Origin of the sequence: Photobacterium proteolyticum (assembly GCF_001939735.1) — a bacterium.
GTDB lineage: Bacteria > Pseudomonadota > Gammaproteobacteria > Enterobacterales > Vibrionaceae > Photobacterium > Photobacterium proteolyticum.
The window spans coordinates 68,030-84,968 of record NZ_MJIL01000090.1 but is presented as its reverse complement, the minus strand read 5'-3'; the positions used below and the strand labels follow the sequence as shown (position 1 = coordinate 84,968).

The window sequence follows — 16,939 nt, the reverse complement described above, 5'->3', positions numbered from 1 at the left end:
ATTAGCCTCAAGATGTCTTTATCTTTACGTATGTATAATAATATTTGACTGGGAAGGAGTGAGTTTGTTGCTGTGGCCGAAGCGGAAAGCTTTACCGCAGCAGCAAAACGACTCGGCATATCAACGACTCAGGTCAGCCGCCAAATTAACGCATTAGAAGCAAGGCTGGCAGCCAAGCTGTTTTACCGCATGAACCGAAAAGTATCAGTCACTGATGTCGGCCGGATGCTGGTTGATTACCTTGATGAGCAGCTTAACTCGCTTGCGGTCAGCTAATCCCCAGCTTCCTGAGCTTGCGATACAGCGTATTACGACTGACACCCAGCATCCGCGCGGTTTTGCTGATATTGCCCTTATTGGCTCGGTAGGTCTCCAGCAGCGTATCGGAAATGGTCGTTCGCAGATCTTTGCCAGTGGCCGTTTCCGCCCTTCCACCAGCTTCTTGTTTCAACAAAGGCTCAGCGATATGCTGCGGCAGGTGGCTCAACATAAGCAACTCGGCCTCGTCCGACAGCAATGATGCCACCCGCAATACATTATCCAGCTCGCGAATATTGCCTGGCCAGTGATAGGCCGTCAGCAGCGTCATCAGGTGTTCACAGATATGCTGTTCTGCCGTTTGATGTTTACGGTGAATAGCAGCGATCAACGCCTCGCAATCCTGACGCTCGCGCAAAGCGGGTAGCGTCAGGATCAACCCATTCAAACGGTAATAGAGGTCTTGGCGGAACAGGCCTTGTGCCACCAGCTCATCAAGATTTTTATGGGTCGCCGCGACGATTTGGATATCCACCTTGCTCGGCTGGTTACAGCCTATAGGCACGACTTCCTTTTCCTGTAGCACATGTAATAACCGGCATTGGGCTGCCAGCGGCATATCGGCAATTTCATCGAGGAACAGAATCCCCTTATCGGCCTGGCGTACCTTGCCCTGATAGCCTTGCTTGCTGGCACCGGTAAACGCCCCCGGCGCATAACCGAAGAGTTCCGACTCAATCAGATCCTGCGGCAGCGCACCACAGTTAACCGCTACCAGCGGGCCGGTATGACGCTGGCTCTGGCTGTGCAGCTGTTTGACAAACTCTCCCTTGCCGACCCCCGTCTCGCCTAAAATCAGCAAGCTGACATCTTTGTTAATCAATTTACAGGCCTGCTGCCACGCCTGCTCCATGCGGCTGTCACCAAAATGAAGCGGGCAGGAAGGTGAATACACCGGAGAAGATCGGGGTACTGTCTCCGCTTTTTGGATCGGCTGGCAATTAAATACCAGCTCACCAGAAGGAACCAGTGAACGACTGACGGTTTTCAACGAGTTGTCCATCAAAGCGTCGATATGACACCCCAGCATCCGCCGGTGATCCAGTAAACGAGCCGCGACGGCATTATGGGCGACTACATGGCCTGCTTCGTCGGCAATAACAATGCCCTGCCAACCACTGTTTAACAGTTGCTTGTCAAATGCCACATCGACCCTGATTTTGCCATTGGGTACCTGGCACAATAGACAGTTCTCGATTAGCTGCACCATATTCTGAATTAGCATCCGGGTCTGTTCCGAATGCACTTTCTGTTCGCTGGTGATATCAAGCACCCCCAGCAACTCACCGGAAGGGCTGAACACCGGTCCGGCCGAACAGCTGATAAACCGGTGCTTGCGAATAAAGTGCTGATCCCCCACCACCATCACAAAGCGTTGGTCGGCCAGTGCCGTTCCGATAGCATTGGTTCCCTTCAGGCTCTCCTGCCAGCAAACGCCCGACTCAAGGGCAATACTGGTCAGGCGCTGTTCAAATCGGGACTGCCCCCATGCACCGATAATCACGCCCTCCCCGTCAGTCAAAATCAGGCGGCTGTTGGTACCGGCAAACATCTGGTTGAACAGGGGGACGGCCAGTTGTTCAACCGCCGCCGTCAGATGCTTCGCTTGATACTGCCGCAGAACAAGCTGGTCTTGCTCGAGCCGGACGTGTTCTGGGACGTGCTGCTCGTCAAGCCCAGCCTGCTGGCTACGACGCCAGGATTGTTCCAGCCAGTCATGCTGGGGAGAGTCAACGAATGAGTGCATAAATTAACTGTTCCATGTTGTCACAGAGCAAGTGTGCCATTTTGTAACAGTTGAACAATTTCAACAGCCTGGCGTTCTCACCTGTGAATGCAGAGGTTATCTCATAAAATTTTATTAATCATAGCGTTACATTTTATTAATCATAGCGTTACATTTTATTAACAACAAGTCTGCCATTTTGGCCTGCTGTTTGCGTTAGTAGGAAACAAGAGCAACACAACAAAACATGCTTAAAAACAATCAGCTGTATCAATACAGCCACTATTTCGTGAACAGAAGCAAAGAAGGAACGACCTATGATCTACGCGCAACCAGGAACCGACAATGCTGTTATTACATTCAAGCCTCATTACGACAACTATATCGGCGGAGAATGGATTAAGCCTGTCAACGAAGAGTATTTCGATAATGTCTCGCCAGTAAACGGCGAAGCCTATTGTCAGGTTGCCAAGTCAGGCGAAGCCGACATTAATCTTGCACTGGATGCCGCCCACAATGTACGCGCCAGTTGGGCTGCTACCAGCGTTACCGAACGCGCCAATATCTTGCTAAAAATCGCCGATCGTATCGAGCAGAACATCGAGATGCTGGCCGTTGCCGAAACCTGGGAAAACGGCAAGCCAGTAAGAGAAACCCTTGCAGCCGACCTACCACTGGTCGTTGATCACTTCCGCTACTTTGCCGGTTGTATCAGGGCACAGGAAGGCTCAGCTGCCGAGCTCGACGCCAACACGGCAAGCTACCACTTCCCGGAGCCTATTGGTGTCGTCGGCCAAATCATTCCGTGGAACTTCCCAATGCTGATGGCAGCATGGAAACTGGCACCTGCGATGGCAGCTGGCTGTTGTGTGGTCCTTAAACCAGCCGAGCAAACACCGACTTCGATACTGGTATTGATGGAAACCATCGGCGATCTGATCCCGGCCGGCGTTGTCAATGTCGTCAACGGCTACGGCCATGAAGCCGGACAGGCACTGGCCACCAGTAACCGCATCGCCAAGCTGGCCTTTACCGGCTCGACCGAAGTCGGTAACCACATTCTAAAATGTGCTGCTGACAGTCTGATCCCATCCACCGTCGAGCTTGGTGGCAAGTCACCGAACATCTACTTTGCCGATATCTTCAATCACGAAGATGCCTATCTCGACAAGTGTATCGAGGGAATGCTGCTGGCCTTCTTTAACCAGGGCGAAGTATGTACCTGTCCTTCTCGAGTCTTGATCCACGAGTCTATTTACGATGAATTCATCGCCAAAGTTGTCGAACGCGCACAGCGCATCAAGCAGGGTAACCCGCTCGACACAGACACCCAGGTTGGTGCCCAGGCATCAAAGGAACAGTTCGACAAGATCCTGAGCTACCTGGAAATCGGCCGCAACGAAGGCGCTGAAGTACTGGTGGGCGGCAAGGCCGTCGAACAGAGTGGCGGTTTGGAGCAAGGCTACTACATCGCGCCGACCATGCTAAAAGGCAACAACAAAATGCGGGTGTTCCAGGAAGAAATTTTCGGCCCGGTCATTGCAATCACAACCTTCAAAGATGAAGCCGAGGCACTGGAGATTGCCAACGATACCGAGTACGGCCTTGGTGCAGGAGTATGGACTCGGGATACCAATCTTGCCTACCGCATGGGCCGTCAGATCGAAGCCGGTCGGATCTGGATCAACTGCTATCACGCCTACCCGGCACATGCTGCTTTCGGCGGTTACAAGAAATCCGGCATCGGCAGGGAAACCCACAAGATGATGCTTGACCACTACCAGAACACCAAGAACCTTCTGGTTAGCTATGACGTCAACCCATTGGGCTTCTTTTAACCCATTGACTAACTTCTAACCATCGTCCCAGCAGGCCTACTCCCCACAGGCCTGCTAATTGTTGAGTCATAAATTACTCATATCTTCGCTATATCTCATCACTGCTACCTTGTCCCTTTGAAGATCGGTAACAAAATGTAAATAACGACAGCTTTACGTGCCAGACGCATGTAATATTCAGCGCGTATAAAGCTAGTGGTTGAGAAACTACGCGAATATTGTTTTGTTGAAGGGGTATCACGTATGGAATGCCAATGCACCCAAATCGTCCGTGTAAAGCGGAATTTCTGGCAACGTATGGTTTATAAGTCCATCCACCGCTGCACACAGTGCGGACGAGTATTTAAGCTATAAGCATGGCTCTGCCAGAGCAAAATAACTAAAAATAGAACGGTGCATGTCGACATCGTCATTGGCTATAAAAGTCCACAAGAAGCAAGCACACAAAGAAAAAGCCACATAATGTGGCTTTTTCTTTATCGAACGACTTTGCCTCACCCTCGTCAATCTTACATTAGCAGCTAATCTTCCCGGGGGAATAGTGTACTAACCATAACTAGGCTTACTGTGCATAACGCCCCCATTAATAAATACGACAGCGACAATCCCATCGCAGCACTGCTCCATCCTGCCAGTAGGTAAGTGAGTAACCACCATAGGTGCGTCAGAGAAAAGTGGGCAGCAAAAAACGCCGGAGCATCTGCCTCTTTGCATGAACGGGTCACCAATACACCAGCAGGAGTCTGGATGCATGACATACCAATACCCAATAACAAACACACAGCCACAAACCCTGGCCATGACGGTGTCAGCATACCCAGCAACAGCGCCAGCGAAATACTCACACCACCGATAAGCATAAACGGCCTGATAGTACGTTTTTCCAGCCAGACGGGCAGCTTGAGTGCAATTAGCATAGAACCAAAACCGACTACGGCCATTGCCAGCGCCGTTTCTCTGTCTCCACCTTGCAATATCTGATTGACATAGACAACAGTATTTACAATCACCATGGCACTGGCTCCGGCGGCAGCCAAATAGGCAATCCACAAAGCCCGAAGTCGCGGTGTTGCCAAGTAAGACTGAATACCGAACTTAAGGTTATTCCAAACCCCCTTGCCGTGATCAACAGCCAGCACCGCTGGCAGGGTACAGCTAATGATCAGCACTCCCGACAAAACAAAAGTACATGCATCCAGAATGAACAGATCGCGAAAACCTATCAGCAGCAACAGCATCGCCGTCAACAAGGGGCTGATGATCTGTTCCAGATCATACGCCATTCGACTGTAGGATAGCGCCCGGACGTACTGATCTCTATCCGGCAGAATTTGCGGCAGCGTAGACTGAAACAACGGGGTAAAGCCCGCCGAGCAGGCATTGATCACAAAGACCAGGACATAAATCTGCCAGCTCTGGGTAACAAACGGCAGACAGAGGATCAGCCCTGCCCGGATGATATCCAGCGCAAACATGAACAGCTTTCTCGGCAACTTATGGGCTATGGCACCGAAAACAGGTGCCAGGCCAACGTAGGCGATCATCTTAAGTGCAAACGCCGTTCCCAACACCACACTGGCATTTTCTGCCTCAAGCTCCCAGGCCAGCAGCGCCAGCGTCAATGAGCTGATCCCGGTACCAATCAGTGAAATAACCTGGGCACTGAGCAATTTCAGATAGGTAGTGTTTTTCCGCATAGGAAGCGGCGTACTTATCGATTCAGCTGCCATGTTGTTTGCCTACCTGTGACCAGCAGCCTGCATCAACGCCTCAAAATCGCCGATATAGGGCTGAGGGGCGTTTTTATTGCTGCTGATATATTGATATTTCTCCGGACCTTTGCCACACAGCAACAGCACGTCATCTGGCATCAGACACGAAACAGCATGCTCGATCACCCGCTCGCGGTCCGGATGAGTACTGCTGTTACCACTCACCGCCTTGCTACCCATTGCAGCAAACAAAGCCTCCTGACACACTCCCAACGGGTTGTCGGTGGTAAAAAACGCATGATCCGAATGCGTGCTACACAACTCACCGATAGCAGCCGCATCGGCCAACCGGTCACCCGTAACCCCAATCACGGTATATACCCGGCCTTGGCTATGACACCTCACATTATCCAGCAGGTTACGGAGGCTATCGTAATTATGAGCATAATCGATAATCGCCGTGGCACCATTTTGCAACGGGTAGACTTCGCTTCGACCGGGGGCATGATCCATGGTGGCCAGCATCTCAACAGCTGTTGAAATCTCAATATCCATAGCCGTCAGCATGGCCAATACCGCAAGGGAGTTTTCAATATTGAAGTTAAACGGCAGGGAGGTACTTACCGCATACCGCTGCCCTTCATAATCCAGTCTGAACTGCCCGCCATGACACGACGAGGCAATATCAGAGGCAAACATATCCGCACTCGGGTCCTGCATACTAAAGGTCACCACCCGCGCCTTGCTGCGACAGCGCTCGATCATCGCCAATGCCAGCTCATCATCAAGGTTGATGATCGCCACACCGCCAGGCTTCAGGCGATCGATCAGGCGAAGTTTGGCCTGAATGTAATCATCTCTGCTTCGGTGGTAATCAAGGTGATCACTGCCGATATTGGTAATGACAACTACGTCGAAGTCGACGATACTGACCCGATCCTGAGACAGAGCGTGACTACTCACTTCCATCACATTGTGGGTCACCCCCGATTGCTCCATGGCATGAAACAGATTGAGCAAACTGATGGCATCAGGCGTGGTATTGTCCAGCTCAACCTGTTCATCACTGTACTGGCAGCCCAATGTACCGGTGTAGGCAGACTTGAACCGGCGGTTCAGCAAAGCATTCAGGCAATAGGCGACGGTGGTCTTGCCGTTGGTCCCCGTCACACCAATTTGCATCAGCTTATCCTGCGGATACTGGTAATACTGATTAATCAAACTGACACTATTGCTAAAACTGGGTGTCAGCAGGCAGGGAATATCAAGCTCTAACGGTTTGTTGGCAATCACGCCAACAGCGCCTTTACCGATCGCCTCATCGACAGACTGGTGACTGTCCCAGTTCGGGCCCTGACGACAGACAAATACATCGCCGGGAAGAATTTTCTGACTATTGCTCTGAAACCGGACAGCACCCAGCTGACGCAGTTCATTTAGGTTCATTGTGTGGCATTTATTCATTGTTATATCTGTCGCTCAGGCTAAGGCAATCAGCGGCCTTGTATGCATTCGATTTGTCGTCTCGTCGCTTCTTGCAACGATGAGGTTATTGTATGGGTTCATTGCCCATCAATGTAATCGAACATCTTGATTAACGTTATGAGCGGCATCAATAGGAGAGAAGTAACAGAGCAGGTAAATCACTCTACTCGCTAGCGTGCCTGTCAACCAACCAAGCCACCAATACCAGATATGTACTTGCCATCAGAATCTGGCCGATGCGCGTATAGAAACTGACATCTATCTCTTTGCCACTAGCAGAAATCACTGAACCAAATACCACTAGCATCGCAGAGAAGATACCGGCATACACAGGTGCCTTATGCGGCTCCTCGTACAGCTTTTGTGCAAACAGCAAAGTAAACAGTGTCATCATGGCCAACAGAAACGGGAACCAGGGAGTGATAACTAATAGCTCATAGGCAACAATTGCCAATCCCCCTCCTGCAACATTGGTCATTAGGAGGAAAGCGCTCAACTTAATACTGCCAGACCGGGTAAGCTGCAGTGACAGGATGCCGATAAATGCCAATGTCAACAGAGCACCGCTAATCTGGAAATAGTAGAAGTACACAATGACCGGGAAACTAATTGCCAGCGCCTTCAACGCATAACCAACACGCAAGGCCTCTGACTGTTCTGCATTCCGGCTTTGCCCCGAGGGCAGCTCCGATACGGAAACCGGTTCAGGCAGGATCTGGTGCATCAGCCAGAAAATTACCACCGCCCCGATACCGGAAACCATCAATCCCTTGCCGAGCAGCAACGCTGCAGCCGGATGAATGATCCCCATATAGGGCACCAGTAACACGGCAATCATCAGGATCATGGCAAAAAAGTTCCATCGCGGATCCTGAAACAGGTAATAAGCCCAGAACATCAGCAGCCCGATCAACAACAGCAGGATAAGCGGATACTGTGTCACCCCGTTACTGACCCCCAGCGCAATGAGCACTGTCACCACCATCGCCAGAAAAAGTTCATCAAACGTTTCCCGGGTCGGTACCGGTCTGTCGACAAAAAACTTTGCTACAAACACCGGCATGATATAGGCAAGCGTCCAGTTAATACTGTATGCCAGTACCGTCGCCAGCATAACGCCGAATGTATACCTGAAAATCCGACGGCGAAGTAAACCGTAAGATTCCTCTGCGACTGCCGTTCGATTAACGGACATAGGACATCCAGCTAATAAAACGGATCCACAGCCTGCCGAATATATTCAACACGGAATCCCCCTCGGTATATACCATGACATCAGCCTGGCCGCCGACCCGCAGCAAACCGCTTGGCCGATCATCTTCAAAACGGATCACCACAGGAAAACGCTGACTCTGTCGCAACCATCCCGACTGGTTGGCAACCGTTGCCAACTGACCGGAAGCCTGAGGCTGGCCCCAGTGAATACCATATTCAATACTGGCTACCCTTCCCCGGAAGATTTTACCAGGGGCATTATCCAAGGCGATTTCGACCAAATCACCGCTACGGATATTGCCTAGGCTATTCTCACGGTAATAGGCCTCTATCCAGCTATCTTCACCTGAGACGAAAGTCATTAACGGCAGGCCTTTGTTCGCGTATGTCCCTTCATCAAGTCGAAAATTAGACACCCCGCCCATGGCCGGAGCCCGAATCACCGTTCGCTCCAAATCCAACTGGGCTTTCTGCAGAGCCAGCAAAGCCATCTGCATCTCAGTATTTTCGTCGCCGGCCTTACCCAGTTTCTGTTGAGCCTGTACCAGCTCTGCTCGGGCCGTTTTCACCTGCGTCCTGGCATGCGCCACTGCAGCACGGGTTTTATCAGCATCCGCCTGAGTCACTATACCTTTATCAGCCATTGCCAGAACACGCCCTGCCTGCCGCCGGATATTATCCTGATTGACCAGAGCATCAGCTAGTTTGGCCTGTGCTGCTTCCACTGACGCAGTCTGTACGCCAATTTGCTTGCCGGCTTCCTCCAGTCCCTGCTTTGCTTTCCTAACAGCTATCAGATAATCGGTCGAGTCAATTTTTATCAAGGGTTCACCGGCCTGTACCAAATCGTTGGGTGCCACGTTCACCTTGATCACCTCACCCGAAACCATTGGAGCCAGCGGAATCACGTTACCTTGTACGCGTGCCATGTCTGTGCTGGGAATAATCCTGTCTGCAACCAGGTAGAAGACAAATAATCCGATACAAACCAACAGCACTATCAAGGTAACAAAGCGGGGAGAAAAGCTTCTCCCTGCTGCGGGCTCCTGATGGTTGTGGCTTGTCTCTTCGGCAACAGTAGAAGATGTCGATTGCTGTAGTTCCGGTTCTTTTGGGCTCATTCCGACCTCGTCAGATTCACTGCTCATTGCAAGCAATAAAATGTGTGTCGCAATACTATCTAGACCTGACATTTATTTTTATCATTTGACGCCATCAGGAAAAAGAAACTAAAGCCCAGCCTTGGCGTAAAATGATAAGCATTAAAATGTTCATTTTTTATACTTCATCTCGTTCGACAAACCACATCACAGCGAGAAATGAAGATGAAAAACATCTGGGCCAAAATCAAACAGTTCCTGCTTACTCCCTACGGCAAGGCGTACCTGGTGTTTATTACCCTTACCAAGCTCTATTTGGTGTACAAATGGGCGCTGGACTATGTCAGAAAGTTTGGCGGTGAGCTATTTGAAATGATCGGTGCCTCGGTCTCTATGGGTGAGAGCGTCAGCGTACTGAGCTTTACCGCCATCTGCGGCTACTATACTGTCGAAGCTGTTATCAGTATCTTCCGCACTTCACCAAAGCCGCAGATCACTCAAGCTTGATTCCAAGCTCAATAAATCTCTCTCTTCTCTAGGGCTGCAAGGATGCAGTCCGACAAGTATACTCTCTGTTGATGAGTACACTCGCGGAGTAAAAGGAATGAACCAAGGCCAACTGGTCCCGCTGATCAAGACCGTCCATGCTGCGACCCTGATTGAAATGCTCAAGCATTTCGAGGCTGATATCTACCCGCTCCTCAAGACAGCAGGACTCCCCGAAGACATCCTCCAGACACACCATGAGTTTGTTCCCGAATCCCCAATCAAACACCTGCTGGCCATGATGGCCGAAAGGGCCGATCCCGATCATTATGGCAATTTGCTCCGAACCGCTATCCGGGAATACTTCATTCCGAAAATGCTCAGGCACTTACACAATCCGAAATCGATAGGTGAAGCCATCGAGCAGATGCAAACAGCGGTGCAACATGACTCCCCCTCCGCCAAAGTCAGCCTCGAATACTTCAACGACACCCCCTGGTTCTGTCGCCACAAGCCAAAAGAGGTGTCGGAAGGCTTTCTGTGGGCAGAGATTTTTGCCATTTTGTTCCTAATCGAATTTATCCGCTTTGCCAGCAAAACCCAATGGCAACCGGGCTGTATTGCCGTGCAATCACCCAATGCCGACAAGTTGGCAGAGATTCTGAACAGTCCCGACACCGTTCTCTATAGCAACCGCAGCCTGGCAGCTATCGAACTATCCAATGACTTGTTGGCAATGCCCTTCAACCTGCCGGTCCGTTTCACACCAGTCGACAAACAAGCCAATGACCCGAAACCTCTGAGCTATGTCGAAACCGTGTATCTGGCTCTGGCCCCTTACCTGTCCCGACAAGCCCTGTCGATTCAGCAAGCCGCCGTTTTGATGAATACCAGCCCCCGTACCCTGCAGCGCCGTCTGTCAGGGGAGAACACCAGTTACAAAAGCATTCGGGAAAACATCATGCTGGCAACCGCCTGCCAGCTGATGGAGAACCGGCAATACTCGCTGACCGATATCGCCTCCGAACTGGGCTATGCCGACATTGCCCACTTCTCACGGGCATTCAAAAAGCTGACCGGCTTTCCGCCCAAGGACTACCGCAAGCGCTTCAGATCCAAAGAGCAGCCGCTAGCAAACAGTTCCCGCGAATAGCCCAGCAAGCTGACCCGCCCCCGGCCAAACCTCTTCGGGAGCAGGCAACAAAAAACCGCCTCACAGGAGACGGTTTCAAATATGGCCAGATATTGGTTTACAAGGTACGGGTATCTTTGAAAATATCCCCGTCTTTAATCACTACCTTGATATTGTCCGGATTAGCAAGAATATCCAAATCCTCAACCGGGTTACCGCTGACAAGAAGCATATCGGCAAACGCTCCTTCTCGGATGACCCCGATATCACCCTCCGGATACGGATCCAATAATCCTGATAGTTTCAGCAACTCGCCGGCATCCGAGGTCGCCTGCTTAATGCCGCGGAACGAGCCGAAGTATTTCTTCCGCGCCGAAAACTCGGCATTCTGTTTGGCATGTACTTCCGGCATTCCGACCAAGTCTGTGCCGAAGGCACATTTGAGGTTGTATTTCTCGACCAGTTCAGCCTGTTTGAGCAAGCCTTTGCCAACCCGCTCGGTCTTCTGATAGAGAATTTCGCTATCAAGCGGGATCATCCGGTTGGCGATTAGCTCGGCAGTCGCATACTGCGGAACAATCCAGACTTCCTTATCCAGGCACAACCGTGCAATATCATCATCCATAAAAGTTGCATGCTCTAAGGACTTCACCCCTTCCTCCACCGCAATCTTCATCGCGGGACCGGCATGAATATGACTGCAGACATACGAGCCGTAATTGGTCACGGTTTCTACAATTGCCCTTAGCTCTTCACGGGTGTACTGAATCGTATCGAGTGGATCAAACAGTGATGATGCCCCGCCACCGCCAAATATTTTAATCTGGGATGCCCCCTTAAATATTTGATCGCGGGTTCGCTTCAGACACTCCGGCACGCCGTCAGCCAGCACCAGGTGACCCTGACGCATAAAGCTCGAATCCTCCAGGTTCTGACTGAAGTTAGAACGCTGGGTTCTGTTCTGCCGATAGTCAGCATGACCACAGGTTTGCGAAATTGCCCCATAGCTCGGGTAAATCCTCGGCCCCGGCACAAAGTTGTTGTCGATACTTTGCTTCAGGCCATAGCAGTTGCTGCCGACATCCCGGACCGTAGTAAAACCCCGCTCCAGCATTTGGCGGGCAATCACCGTCGAGCGCACCGCCACTTCTTCTGCGGTCATACTATCCATGGCCTGAAACGTATCCGAAAACGAAATATGGGTGTGGGCATCTATCAGTCCCGGAACCACCGTATAGCCAGCCGCGTCAATTACCCGGCCATAACTTGCATTGGTATTTTCCTGATTGGCTATCTCGGTGATCACCCCATCTTCGACACTAATAAAGCATCCCGGCTTGACCGTCTCATTAACGCCGTCGAACAATGAAGCATTCTTTACTAGCACTTTCATACTCTATTTCCTCTATTGTTATTCAGACAATCTGCGGGTTAGTCACACAGCTCAGCCGCTTCGCCCAGCTGGCATGTTTCCAGCTCGATATGGTAGATTTCGATGATTTTCTCTGCCGTTGCATCAATATCCTCTATCGTGGTGTGACAGTTCAGCACAGAGAAGAGCATGGTCTTGAGCCCCTTATAACCAGACGTTGACGGGTAGCAGAAACCATCTTGCTGCAACTGGTGAACAACTCGCTCGGTCAGGTGGTTTCGGAACGTATCATCACCGATACCGAACTGGGCCGAAAAACGGTTGGACACGACATCATTGAGAATGGTGATCCCGTCGACATTGCGCAGTCTGTCAGCCATTCTCTGTGCCAGCATGCAACAATTGTCGAGGTGAGCCTGGATCCCTTCCTTGCCCAGCGCCTTGATAGCGGCATAGACAGGCACCCCGCGGGCCCGGCGCGATGCCGATATTCCGAAGTTGATAGCGTTACGGTCCGGCTTGGCAATGGCGTCGGTCAGGTAATCGCCCATACTGTTGCCTCCCATTGCCGTTGCCAACAAGGAAGCGTCACGGACAATGACCATCCCGCTGTCGTAGGGCATATTGAACCACTTGTGACCGTCGGTATCCCAAGAGTCGGCTTTTTCAATCCCTTTCAGCAGGTGCTTTTGCTTGTCACTGACTGCGGACCACAGCCCAATCGCGCCATCGACATGCAGCCAGGCATTGGGATGAGCCTTAACGTGTTCGGCTATCTCCTCGAACGGATCGAATGCCCCGGAATCAATACAGCCAGCCTGGGCACAAACCAATGTCGGGCCATCACACTGCTCTAAGATCTCCGGCAAGTATTCAGGAAGTATTCTCAGATTGTTATCCGTTGGAATCGTCTTAATATCGCTCACGCCGATGCCAATCATCGAGAGCGCACGCTTGATGGTTGAGTGGATCTGATCACTCACTACGACATGAATACGCGGGGCGTTATATAGCCCCTGAGTCGCCACATCCCAGCCTGCTTTTTGTAGCAAACTGTTACGGGCCGTAATCAATGCGGTATAAATCGCTTCCTGGGCACCGGAGGTAAAACCTACGCCGGCGGTATCTGGAAGACCGAGCAGTTCCAGCATCCATTCGGCAGCCGTTTCCTCGACAACTGAGGTGCCAGGACTGGAAACATAATATGGCACGTTCTGGTCCCAGGCACTGACTAGCCAATCAGCTGCCAGAGCAACCGGGAAGGAGCCGCCAATGGCATAACCAAAGTAGCGCGGACCGCCCGAACCAATCAGGCCGTTTTCAACATTGGCCACCAGCTCATCCAGCACCTGCTCCGGATTGCTTGGCTGTAGCGGTAGACTGCCGCCGATCTGGCTCCGCAACGACTGTGAACTGATCTGGCTATCAATCGGTCTTTCCGGCAAAGCCTCAAGGTAATCAACAGCATGAGAAAGTGAGCGATTCAGCAACTTGCTGTACTGGTTAAACTGATGAGACATGGCGTACCTCTTTGGTTAATGACTGTGTCTTGAGTCATAAGTTAAAGATTTCGCCGTTCTATATTTATCATTTTGCGCCACGTGGAGACAAAACAGACTAAAGGGAGAACCATGAACAATTGTCACAATTCGCTATCTTTAACCCTTATAAAGGTCTCAACTTCTTTAATTTAAAAAAAGGCTTAGTTCATCATGAACCAAGCCTTTAACGTCATTCCATATGTAGAGATAACAAATTATTATATTAATTAATCATCTTCAGAAATTTCAGGGATTGTGCCGCCTACACGCTCGAAGAAGGTAGCAAATATATCGGTTGTACCATCTTTACCTGTCGCTTCCAACGTCACAATATCATCGATAATTTGTCCATTTTCCATTTTATGACCGTTAGGAATCGGTAATTCAGGATGATCGAATGGCGCAGAACGATAACGTATCCGCTCGTCTGTCAGGGTACGCATCCAGGCTGCAATCTTGGCCTGGCGTTCAGGTTTACCGATCAACTGCCCGATAACGCGAACACCCGGGTCAAGATCTTCGCTATTTGGAAAATCACTACCACGAGCGTAGAAGGCCACTACATCTTCCAAGGTCAGGTATTTACCGTTGTGGAAATAAGGGGCAGTGAGTTCGATGTTACGCAATGTCGGGGTTTTCATGTGCCCTTTCACACTAGCCTTACCTTCATCAGCAGAGACAAGAGGCAAGTTCGGCCATAGCATATCATTACCTGCATTAGACTGACTCGACAAGGCAATTGGTCCAGGTAAATCTTGACGTCCTCGACCCAAATCTTCCTCGGCAGGACGAATCCCTACATTATAGAAACCAGAATCATATAGGCCATTATCAACACTGTTTACCATTCGCATGGCTTCGATGGGCTCAACAAGCTGAAACTCTAAAGTTGCCGTCGTAAACAAAGGTCCGTCATGACACTCATTACAGCGAGTACCGCCGCTCAGAAAACGATTGAAACCTTCTTCTTCATCTTCAGTTAGCTCCACCTCTCCACGGGCAAACTTATCGAACTTACTCTCTCCCGAAAGCAGAGTACGCTCGTAGGCCTGGACGGCCATACCGAATATAAAGGCAAAGTTTGCCTCCATCATGCTGTAATCTTCCCACTCATTAGTTACCGGGTGTTGGAGAGATATAGGCGCAGCGCTGTCCCAGTATTCATCTCTAAACGCATTTTTAATCATTGACTCATAACTGGTATTGAGTCCGGCAGTACCATTTGCCAGCCCCCCCAACAAGCTGTCATCAGAATGAACTTTCTGCAACCCAAGAGGTTTAACCCTGCTGTCTAGTAACTTAGTTGCCAACTGAGGGAAGTAACGGCTACGATTTTCAGGGCCACAGGCCATTTCAACATGACTTTCAGCCGGACCGACGGCCTGAGATGCCAGTGACGCGAAATCAACCAAGAAATTGGTATCTTTTTCAACATAGCCGGAACCGTTGACCTTGTAGACCCCGGCATTAATATCAACAGGACCCAACGGGTTCTCACCGTTGAAGAAACGGTGTGCTCGGCCATCCCAAAATTGAAAGGTACTAAAAGCAGCATCAACAACTGTCGGGGCATTACGACTAGACACCTGCCTAAAGTCACCGTCCAGATCATTACATACATCCGAGCCAGGCTGATTAGGGTCTATATCTACAAATTCAGCTTTTAACACGCCTTGTGACCCTAACACCCTGTCAACAGGAAAATCTTCTAATGACACTTCCTGATTACCGGGCCCGCTGGCAAACTGATTTTTGGTCCGCCAATCAACCCCAGCTAAATTGTGGCATGTGGCACAGGCCACTTTATTATCGGAGCCGACCTGGGTATCCCAGAAAAAGGCCTTACCCAGCTTTTCAAGTGCATGCTGATCTTTAACAACCAAATCACTAATCGTACCTAATGTGTTGAACTGTCTGTCAACAATACGAGGCTCGGGCAGCAGCGACGGGTCCAATAGGTATTCAAGTGCTTCAAAACGAAGGTGATCAATGAAACTACCGGTTAAAGCCCCTTCTGGGTGAGACTCTTCATGAGACGCCATCACTACCGGGGCGCACATATCGCCACTTTCAAGTGCCAACAACATGGCATTAGTAATTGGCTGATTGAGTTTTACCAAACTATACATGGGGGTAGGCTCTAGTGGCCCGACATTAACATCCGGAATTTGTGGTGGGATCTCAGGACCAATCACCACTTCACCAAGCAATTCACGTGGCGGAAGTGATAAGTACACTTCTCCAGTAGAACAATGGGTCAGTTCGATAGATGAAACATCCCTTGCAGAAGAGAGTCCTCCAAGGGCAACTTCAACATCCATCTTATCTCCAAAGACAGCGATTCCCGCCTCCCCCCCCACAGGTATACCATTTTCATCGGTAAGCTCTACACCGCTAACGAGTTCAAGCAATGTATTGAACTCATGATCAGGCTCTGGTTCTTCCCCGGTACCACCCGAACGTTGAATAGCCATACGGATCTCAGAAAGATCTCGCTGTTGAAGGCGCTTCAATAGTTTGACTTCCGTTCTATGGCTTTTACGAAGTTCACTTTTTTGTTTCTGTAAACTAGATACTAACTCTCGGTTAAGAGGCCTTTCACGCTTGGCCTCTATTAGTGCCTGTCGGATAGCTTCTTGCTCAGTCTGGTGATGAGCCAATAATGATTGATAATCTAAACCTTGCTCTTCCAATGCTAGTTGCATTTCTGCTTCAATATTTGCGCTAGCCACAGAACTGGCTAATGAAAAGGCAACTATAAAAGGCAAAGCAGCTAACTTTTGATAGCGCTTCGTTTTAGCCCGCATAACTCAACTCCTGTAATTCAGTCAACAATCGACCACAAAAGATAAAGGGATAATAATTATTTATTTCGGAGGTCATCCTGAAAATAAAAGATGACAGTTCCTTTATCCAACAATCTAGCTACAACACGTCACTTTTTCGAATTCTTAGAAATGAGAAAATGAATGGTAATTTAGGTTAAAAACATCTAATAAAAATATATTACCCAT

Annotated in this window: 11 protein-coding genes and 1 pseudogene; 4 read left to right on the top strand and 8 right to left on the bottom strand. The window is 50.1% G+C overall.

Annotated elements, in window-relative coordinates:
• Nucleotides 1-48 precede the first annotated feature (48 nt).
• Nucleotides 49-264 (top strand): annotated as a pseudogene (locus BIT28_RS20515) (LysR family transcriptional regulator); the annotation flags it as partial.
• Between the two features lie 4 nt (nucleotides 265-268).
• On the opposite strand, the gene BIT28_RS20510 reads toward BIT28_RS20515, so the two are convergent.
• Nucleotides 269-2,065 (bottom strand): sigma-54-dependent Fis family transcriptional regulator, encoded by a 1,797-nt coding sequence (locus BIT28_RS20510; protein ID WP_075766806.1) that lies wholly within the window; start codon nucleotides 2,063-2,065, stop codon nucleotides 269-271.
• Nucleotides 2,066-2,361: 296 nt separating this feature from the next.
• Between BIT28_RS20510 and exaC the strand changes: the two genes are divergently transcribed.
• The gene (gene exaC / locus BIT28_RS20505) at nucleotides 2,362-3,882 is read left to right on the top strand and encodes an acetaldehyde dehydrogenase ExaC (protein WP_075766805.1); all 1,521 of its coding nucleotides are present in this window, start codon (nucleotides 2,362-2,364) and stop codon (nucleotides 3,880-3,882) included.
• A gap of 521 nt (nucleotides 3,883-4,403) precedes the next feature.
• Here exaC and BIT28_RS20500 read toward each other — a convergent pair.
• From BIT28_RS20500 to BIT28_RS20485, 4 genes are all read right to left on the bottom strand, one after another.
• On the bottom strand, nucleotides 4,404-5,612 hold the full coding sequence (locus tag BIT28_RS20500; RefSeq protein WP_245823807.1) for an MFS transporter: 1,209 nt from the start codon (nucleotides 5,610-5,612) through the stop codon (nucleotides 4,404-4,406).
• A gap of 9 nt (nucleotides 5,613-5,621) precedes the next feature.
• Nucleotides 5,622-7,058, bottom strand: coding sequence for a Mur ligase family protein (locus BIT28_RS20495; RefSeq protein WP_083652004.1), 1,437 nt, complete (start codon nucleotides 7,056-7,058; stop codon nucleotides 5,622-5,624).
• A gap of 184 nt (nucleotides 7,059-7,242) precedes the next feature.
• A complete protein-coding gene (locus BIT28_RS20490) occupies nucleotides 7,243-8,274 on the bottom strand; it encodes a DUF2955 domain-containing protein (protein WP_075766803.1) in 1,032 nt (343 codons plus the stop codon).
• Nucleotides 8,264-9,415 (bottom strand): HlyD family secretion protein, encoded by a 1,152-nt coding sequence (locus BIT28_RS20485; protein ID WP_075767009.1) that lies wholly within the window; start codon nucleotides 9,413-9,415, stop codon nucleotides 8,264-8,266. The genes BIT28_RS20490 and BIT28_RS20485 overlap by 11 nt, the downstream gene beginning before the upstream one ends.
• Nucleotides 9,416-9,619: 204 nt before the next feature.
• On the opposite strand from BIT28_RS20485, the gene BIT28_RS20480 reads away from it, so the two are divergent.
• Both BIT28_RS20480 and BIT28_RS20475 read left to right on the top strand, forming a co-directional pair.
• Nucleotides 9,620-9,901 (top strand): hypothetical protein, encoded by a 282-nt coding sequence (locus tag BIT28_RS20480; protein ID WP_075766802.1) that lies wholly within the window; start codon nucleotides 9,620-9,622, stop codon nucleotides 9,899-9,901.
• Between the two features lie 97 nt (nucleotides 9,902-9,998).
• The gene (locus BIT28_RS20475) at nucleotides 9,999-11,033 is read left to right on the top strand and encodes a helix-turn-helix domain-containing protein (RefSeq protein ID WP_075766801.1); all 1,035 of its coding nucleotides are present in this window, start codon (nucleotides 9,999-10,001) and stop codon (nucleotides 11,031-11,033) included.
• Nucleotides 11,034-11,130: 97 nt separating this feature from the next.
• On the opposite strand, the gene BIT28_RS20470 is transcribed toward BIT28_RS20475, so the two are convergent.
• The 3 genes from BIT28_RS20470 to BIT28_RS20460 all read right to left on the bottom strand — a co-directional run bounded on the left by BIT28_RS20470 (nucleotide 11,131) and on the right by BIT28_RS20460 (nucleotide 16,630).
• The gene (locus tag BIT28_RS20470; RefSeq protein ID WP_075766800.1) at nucleotides 11,131-12,405 is read right to left on the bottom strand and encodes a metal-dependent hydrolase family protein; all 1,275 of its coding nucleotides are present in this window, start codon (nucleotides 12,403-12,405) and stop codon (nucleotides 11,131-11,133) included.
• Between the two features lie 38 nt (nucleotides 12,406-12,443).
• Nucleotides 12,444-13,904 carry a pyridoxal phosphate-dependent decarboxylase family protein gene (locus BIT28_RS20465; RefSeq protein ID WP_075766799.1) on the bottom strand — a complete coding sequence of 487 codons (1,461 nt, stop codon included), beginning with the start codon at nucleotides 13,902-13,904 and terminating at the stop codon, nucleotides 12,444-12,446.
• A gap of 248 nt (nucleotides 13,905-14,152) precedes the next feature.
• Nucleotides 14,153-16,630 carry a cytochrome-c peroxidase gene (locus tag BIT28_RS20460; RefSeq protein ID WP_217696649.1) on the bottom strand — a complete coding sequence of 826 codons (2,478 nt, stop codon included), beginning with the start codon at nucleotides 16,628-16,630 and terminating at the stop codon, nucleotides 14,153-14,155.
• Nucleotides 16,631-16,939: the final 309 nt, after the last annotated feature.

Coding starts and splice junctions, on each gene's coding strand:
- BIT28_RS20470 (WP_075766800.1), bottom strand. CDS start 12,405: ATGAAAGTGCTAGTAAAGAATGCTTCATTGTTCGACGGCGTTAATGAG.
- BIT28_RS20480 (WP_075766802.1), top strand. CDS start 9,620: ATGAAAAACATCTGGGCCAAAATCAAACAGTTCCTGCTTACTCCCTAC.
- exaC (WP_075766805.1), top strand. CDS start 2,362: ATGATCTACGCGCAACCAGGAACCGACAATGCTGTTATTACATTCAAG.
- BIT28_RS20465 (WP_075766799.1), bottom strand. CDS start 13,904: ATGTCTCATCAGTTTAACCAGTACAGCAAGTTGCTGAATCGCTCACTT.
- BIT28_RS20495 (WP_083652004.1), bottom strand. CDS start 7,058: ATGAATAAATGCCACACAATGAACCTAAATGAACTGCGTCAGCTGGGT.
- BIT28_RS20510 (WP_075766806.1), bottom strand. CDS start 2,065: ATGCACTCATTCGTTGACTCTCCCCAGCATGACTGGCTGGAACAATCC.
- BIT28_RS20500 (WP_245823807.1), bottom strand. CDS start 5,612: ATGGCAGCTGAATCGATAAGTACGCCGCTTCCTATGCGGAAAAACACT.
- BIT28_RS20475 (WP_075766801.1), top strand. CDS start 9,999: ATGAACCAAGGCCAACTGGTCCCGCTGATCAAGACCGTCCATGCTGCG.
- BIT28_RS20490 (WP_075766803.1), bottom strand. CDS start 8,274: ATGTCCGTTAATCGAACGGCAGTCGCAGAGGAATCTTACGGTTTACTT.
- BIT28_RS20485 (WP_075767009.1), bottom strand. CDS start 9,415: ATGAGCCCAAAAGAACCGGAACTACAGCAATCGACATCTTCTACTGTT.
- BIT28_RS20460 (WP_217696649.1), bottom strand. CDS start 16,630: ATGCAACTAGCATTGGAAGAGCAAGGTTTAGATTATCAATCATTATTG.